Raw genomic sequence first — 6,036 nt, forward strand, 5'->3', positions numbered from 1 at the left:
ATTTTATATTGTTTTTAATTGAATTCATTTTTGCTCCTTTTATTTATATTATATCGAGTAGGATTATACGGTTTTACAATGTATATGCTATATCCCATTCTTTGCGAAAATGATTCCACAATTTGCCGCCTATTAGCTATCGCCAAAGAGGGCGTATCCGCCTGAGGCGGACGCCCCTACGCGTTAGCATTTGTCAAAATCTGACATTATTATTAAATGCTTCTACTCTACTACCCTGTCCGCCGGTCCGTCATAGGTATAATCAGTCAGGCCGAGTTTGCGCATGGGCTTGTATCTGGTCAGCTCCTCGTAAGCGTGGGCAATCAGGCCGGCGCAGCGGGAGATGATGAAAAAGCCCTTGCCTATACGGTAGTCGAAGCCCATGTCCGACATCACTGCGCCAATTGCGCCATCGACATTGATGGGGAGTTTCTTGCCGGATTTGGTAACGAGTCTGCTCTCTAATGCCTTTGCCAGCTCGATATGCTTGCCGGTGAAATTGTGTTTCTTGGCAATTTCAAACATCTTGACTGTGCGCGGGTCGGTTTGGTGCAGACGGTGGCCGAAACCGGGCATCCGTATTTTCGCAGTCTTTATATGAGCCAGCAGCTGGTCGGCGATTTCGTTCATGTCGTCCCCTTTGGAAGCCCACTCCTGCAGGATTTTGGCGCATTTTTCCATTGCTCCGCCATGCGAATCGCCGATTGTGAGAATACCGCCCGCTATGGCGGCATTAAGCGGATTACCGCCGGAAACAACCACTCGTGTTGCCAGCGATGACGGCGGCGTTACGCCATGGTCAACCGATGATACAAGCATCGCCTCCATCATCTTAGTCTCAGCCTTATTGGGAAGCTCGCCTTTCAGAAGCAGGAAAACGACCTCGGCGAAAGTCTTTTTCTCCATCAATTCGACTATATCATAGCCTTTTACTCTTATAGAGCCGGGTTCAATTTTTGTGATAGCTGTCTTCATTTCGTTATTATCCATTACAATTATCTCCTTTGAGCTTAAATATTTCAAATAATTAAGCAAAGTCAATTAAAATAATATACAATTAGTCGATAGGTTCAATAGGTTTAGATATTGTGTAACAATGCAGGGTTATTGATGAAATTGTATGACAACGTAAAAAAGTGATTTGAAAATGAGACGAGAAAAGCCAAAACCATCTAAGAAATGCGCCTATATTGATTATTGCTACATTGCCGAGGCTCAGAACTGTTATGGTTATAAAACTGATTGTCCTCTTTATTTGGTATCAAACGATAAGAAAGTGCCGGAGATCCGTTTCCATAAAGCCATGGATCAATTGATTGATAAAACAAAGGCGAAAAGCTTAAACTCGTATCTGCCAAAGAATAAACCGGCTTAAAATATAAGCCGGTTATTATGCTGAACTGTCGATAAATTTTTATTAAAACAAAATACTAAATGCTTAGATAATTTCAAGCTTTTCAACAGGCATTTTATCGCTTGTATTTTCCGGCAATTCGACGACTGGAAACAGGTCATCAATGGTGCAGTCTAAAGCCTTTGCTAATTTTCTGGCGGTACTGATTCTAACATCCCTTTTTTCATTGATAATCCTGTTGATGTAAACAGGATCAAGTCCGCTGGCTCCGGCAAGTTTACGCTGGCTCCACTGCTTATTCGCTAAAATCTTGATAATATTTGAACTCATAATAACCTCATATTAATTTGTTAAGAGTTTCCCTTTTTTCAATTATCGTCAATAATGTTTGTCATTGTTAATCTCAAGAAAACAACTGTCCACTTTTGAAATAGTAAATGAAACGACGGCAAAGAAAACTATCAACCTGTTTGGATATAACCGTTTTAATGAGTATCACATATGCTATAATAGCCGCATATAATTGAGTGTTGTATTTTGGAACAATGTTTATACGGTTCTTTAATTGTGGTTAGCACACACATATGTGTCTTTGTGCATGAAGACGCACATCACAACCACCCTAATCCAGCTTTGTAGGTCAAAACCCTCCTTGTGGTTTTGACTATTGATGCAAATTATATGATTATACACTTTACCCCCCCCCAACGGTCGGAAATGACAGACGCCAGGCTTGTATTTATTGAAAATCCGAACTGAAAAATAAATCTCTATTATCGAAAAAATCTGCAGCCGGAATATCATATACTATTGAGCCATGATTTAAACCGATTACCCGGCTGCACGTTTTCGCTATAAATTTAATATCGTGACTGATAACGATAAAGGTTTTATCATTGTTTGAATTTAACAGGTTTATCAGCTTGTTCGTCGATGCCGGGTCTAAAGCGGCGGATGGTTCATCGAGAATTGTAATCTCGGATTCCATTGCCAATATGCCGGCCAGCGCCGCTTTGCGTTTTTCGCCGCCGGATAATGTAAGCGGATGCTGCTGCCGCAATTTGCCTATTTGGAAAGCCGTTAGTTTGTTTTCAACTATTTTACTAATATCAGCATATCCCATATTTTGGGGACCGAACGCTATATCGCTTTCGACTGTTTCCTCAATAAAAGCGCGTTCGGGAAACTGCAATGCCATTGTTACAAGCTGTCTGAGAGAACCGGGCGGGAATTCATCCAGTGTGATATCGCCAGCTTTAACAGCGCCGCTATCCGGCTGTAATAATCCGGCCATGATTAATCCCAAAGTTGTTTTTCCCGAACCAGAGGGACCAATCAAAGCGACTTTTTCATTTTGATGGATACTCAAGCTGATTTTATTCAATACGGGTTTGTTTTCCATGTAAGCAAAAGATATGTCATTTAGTGTCAAGATAACTTTATCCGAATTGTCATATTTAATTTTCGTATTTTCCTTTGGTATTGAAATTGGTTTTAAGGCGGCAGGTTGGTTTGCAGTAATAATCCTGTCGTTAGCCATAATGTCATCGGGTTTGCTGTCATCTGCCAACCGCCCTTGATTGAGGATAATCAGACGGTCTGCGCCGCGCGCCGATTCCGGGAATTGAGTGATGATAATGATTGTTTTCATATCGCGATACTGATTGATAAATTCATGTATGACTTTTTTGGCTTTGCTGTCCAGATGTGAATCGGGCTCATCGAGAATAATCGTTTCCGGATCAGTTATCATGGCTGAGGCGATAGCTAACGCAGTTGTTTGGCCTCCCGAAAGCTCATCGGTGTTTTGCCGCAGAAGCTTTTTTAAATCGAAAAGTTCAGCCATCTCGGCTATTTTGCGTTCAATAGCCTGACGTTCATATCCTCTGTTTTCAAGCGGGAAAGATAATTCCTTAGCAACTGTCGGCATCAAAAGCTGGTTTTGAGGTTCTTGAATAACAAGGGCAACATTTTCAAAAGCCTGGCGGCTGTATGTTTCGATTTTATGTTCTTTGTAATAAATTTCGCCGCTTATATTCTGCGCAATTCCCGCCAATAATCCGGCTAAACTTGATTTGCCGCTGCCATTCGAACCCTGAATAACCAAGTGCTCGTTTTCGAATATATCTAACGACAGGTTATCTAATGCCAGTATTGACTTGTTGTCATCATCGGGCAAACTGCCAATGCAGGGATATCTCAGGTTGATATTTTTTAGCGAGTAAAGCAGATTCATGCTGGCTAATATAACACATAAGCCCGCTATCTCAAATAGCTATGGCAGGAAATTATATAAGGAATCTGTCAGAAGCAACTTCTGACAGCACGTTTTGTCGAGCAAAAGTTGGCGCACGGGGACGTACACCAATCACAATGAGGAATCTTTCAGAAGCAACTTCTGACAGCACGTTTTAAAAGAGGGCGTATGCAATACGCCCCTACGTACAATTCAATGTTAGTGAAAATTCCTACCAGCAAACATCGAGGTTTCTTGCCGCTAATGCTTCATTGCTATTCCTCAGGATGGAGTCAGCCTAAGGCGGACGACATCCTGAGGACACCCATCGTCAAGACCGCAAGTCCACCTCAGGTGGATTGACCTACTATGGACGGTTAAAGCGAAATTTATCTCAGCAAAAGCATCTTTTGGGTTTGCTTATCATCGCCGGTTTGAAGCTTATAGAAATAAACACCCGATGGCTGATTATCTGCCTGCCATACAGCCTGATGGCTTCCCGGCGGCATCACGCAATTGACAAGGGTTTCGACTTTCCTGCCAAGCATATCGTAAATCGTTAATGTTGCTTTGCCGGTATAGGCAATATTGTAATCGATTACCGTACGAGAATTAAACGGGTTGGGGTAGTTCGACAGGCTCAGTCGGGCAGGCAGAGGGCTGTTGTTGGATGCGATGCCGGTGCCGGTGCGGGTGATTGACCAGACTGACCGCATGGAAGAGGCAAAGAAAAGAGTTGTAGTATCGCCAAGCGCAAACATCATTTCTCCAGAATAAATGGTTGTATCCATGCCGATATTGAACGATTCCCAATTCTGCCCGCAGTTATGCGATTGGAAGATGCCGTAATGACTGGAAGCGACAAACATGTTTTGCGGATTTAAAGGATTTATAGTAATACCGGATACGACCGGATGTTCAGGTTCTAATGGCAAATCATTGCTTATATCCGCCCAGCTTTCACCGCCATCAGTAGACTCGAAAAGCCCTTGAAAAACGCTGCCGGCATATATATGATCCGAATCATCGGGATGAAAACACAGATCGTTTACATAAGCGTTGGATACATAAGGCAGACTATTTGTTGCTGACCAACTGTTGCCTCTATCGGTGGAGATGAATATATTGTTGACGGCATCCGAGACCGCCATGATATTTGGATCATCAGGAAAAATATCGATGTCGACATAATACATATCAGTCGGCAAGCCATCTGTTATTAATTCCCAGGTTTCGCCTATATCATCGGAGTAATATAAACCATTAGAGGAGCATAGAAATATCCTTCTCGACATATCTTCAAAATAGGCAATTCGAATAGTTAAATAGCTTGTTTCTCCAATCAAACCGTTATTAAAAAAATTCCAGCTTTCGCCATAATCTGTTGAGCGAAAAAAACCGGCGTCATCAACATGAGGCCAAATAGTATGATGTATTGACAAATATACATTTTCCGGCAGATACTTATCATAAGCGACATAGTCAATCCCCAGATGACCTAAACCCCCTGTACTAACATAATCCCAAGATTGGCCGCTATCTGTTGTTTTAAAAAGACCATTAGCGGCGGCATCATAAGCTGATGATGAGTTATGATAATCTAAAGCTAAACTATTAAACCATGAAGAACATATATTATTACTAATCTTTTGCCAACCCTCACCGTTATTCGTGCTTTTGTAAATACCATCTTTATAAGTTCCAAGATATAATATACCGCTGGAAGTATCAATTTTAATAGAGGCAATTCTATTGATATTTAATCCGTTGTTTATACTATGCCAGCTATTTCCCCCATCGGTACTTTTAAAAACGCCATCCTGATATGATGCAGCGTAAACTTCATTATGATTGAAAGGAGAAACTACAAGAGCAAGGATAGCCGGATAACTTAACGGCATAGGCGAGATATCGAACCAATTTTGACCACCATTTGTAGATTTTAATAAACAACTGCTGTCGTCAAGATAAAAAGAATTATCTTTAGCAAGATAAACAATATTCGTATCAACCGGATCAACTATAATATCCATACCGAAACCTGTAGTATCGATATTGTTTTGGATATTGGTCCATGACCAACCTCTATCGGTACTTTTCCAGACACCCTCATTCATTACCATACAGCCTGCAACTAAGTAGATTATATCAGGATTGCTTGGATTAACTGCCAGCGCTTCTATACCTGCATTTTGCGGAATATCATTTAGCGCGAACCACCAATGACCGCTATTTGTAGACATCCATTGGTCCCACCCTCCGGCAAATAGAAGATTATTCTCAACCGGGTGAATTATCAGAGCGCGTATCTCATTTTGAGCATGTGGAGGAGTAAGGAACATCCAGCTATTTCCAGCATCGGAACTTTTAAACATACCGACAGTTGAGGCAATATAAATGGTATCGGGCGCAAAAGGATGTATTGCAATAACGCGCATGCAAGAGA

General features: G+C 41.6%; 5 protein-coding genes. 1 reads left to right on the forward strand and 4 read right to left on the reverse strand.

Annotated features, from left to right (window positions below):
• Positions 1-222: 222 nt before the first annotated feature.
• On the reverse strand, positions 223-990 hold the full coding sequence (locus J7K40_02175; GenBank protein MCD6161203.1) for a citryl-CoA lyase: 768 nt from the start codon (positions 988-990) through the stop codon (positions 223-225).
• A 157-nt stretch (positions 991-1,147) separates the two neighbouring features.
• Between J7K40_02175 and J7K40_02180 the strand changes: the two genes are divergently transcribed.
• Positions 1,148-1,375, forward strand: a complete 228-nt coding sequence (locus J7K40_02180; GenBank protein ID MCD6161204.1) for a hypothetical protein — start codon at positions 1,148-1,150, stop codon at positions 1,373-1,375.
• Between the two features lie 63 nt (positions 1,376-1,438).
• Here the strand turns inward: J7K40_02180 and J7K40_02185 are convergent, their stop codons facing one another.
• From J7K40_02185 to J7K40_02195, 3 genes are all read right to left on the reverse strand, one after another.
• Positions 1,439-1,684 (reverse strand): helix-turn-helix transcriptional regulator, encoded by a 246-nt coding sequence (locus J7K40_02185; GenBank protein ID MCD6161205.1) that lies wholly within the window; start codon positions 1,682-1,684, stop codon positions 1,439-1,441.
• A gap of 409 nt (positions 1,685-2,093) precedes the next feature.
• Entirely contained in the window at positions 2,094-3,590 is a 1,497-nt protein-coding gene (locus J7K40_02190) for an ATP-binding cassette domain-containing protein (protein MCD6161206.1), read from the reverse strand.
• 389 nt (positions 3,591-3,979) lie between these two features.
• Positions 3,980-6,036: T9SS type A sorting domain-containing protein (locus J7K40_02195; GenBank protein ID MCD6161207.1), on the reverse strand; the 2,057-nt coding region annotated here is incomplete at its 5' end.

The sequence above is a fragment of the Candidatus Zixiibacteriota bacterium genome (assembly GCA_021159005.1).
GTDB lineage: Bacteria > Zixibacteria > MSB-5A5 > UBA10806 > 4484-95 > JAGGSN01.

Excerpts from the sequence above, each read along its gene's own strand:
- J7K40_02175 (MCD6161203.1), bottom strand. The coding sequence starts at position 990 with ATGGATAATAACGAAATGAAGACAGCTATCACAAAAATTGAACCCGGC.
- J7K40_02180 (MCD6161204.1), top strand. The coding sequence starts at position 1,148 with ATGAGACGAGAAAAGCCAAAACCATCTAAGAAATGCGCCTATATTGAT.
- J7K40_02185 (MCD6161205.1), bottom strand. The coding sequence starts at position 1,684 with ATGAGTTCAAATATTATCAAGATTTTAGCGAATAAGCAGTGGAGCCAG.
- J7K40_02190 (MCD6161206.1), bottom strand. The coding sequence starts at position 3,590 with ATGAATCTGCTTTACTCGCTAAAAAATATCAACCTGAGATATCCCTGC.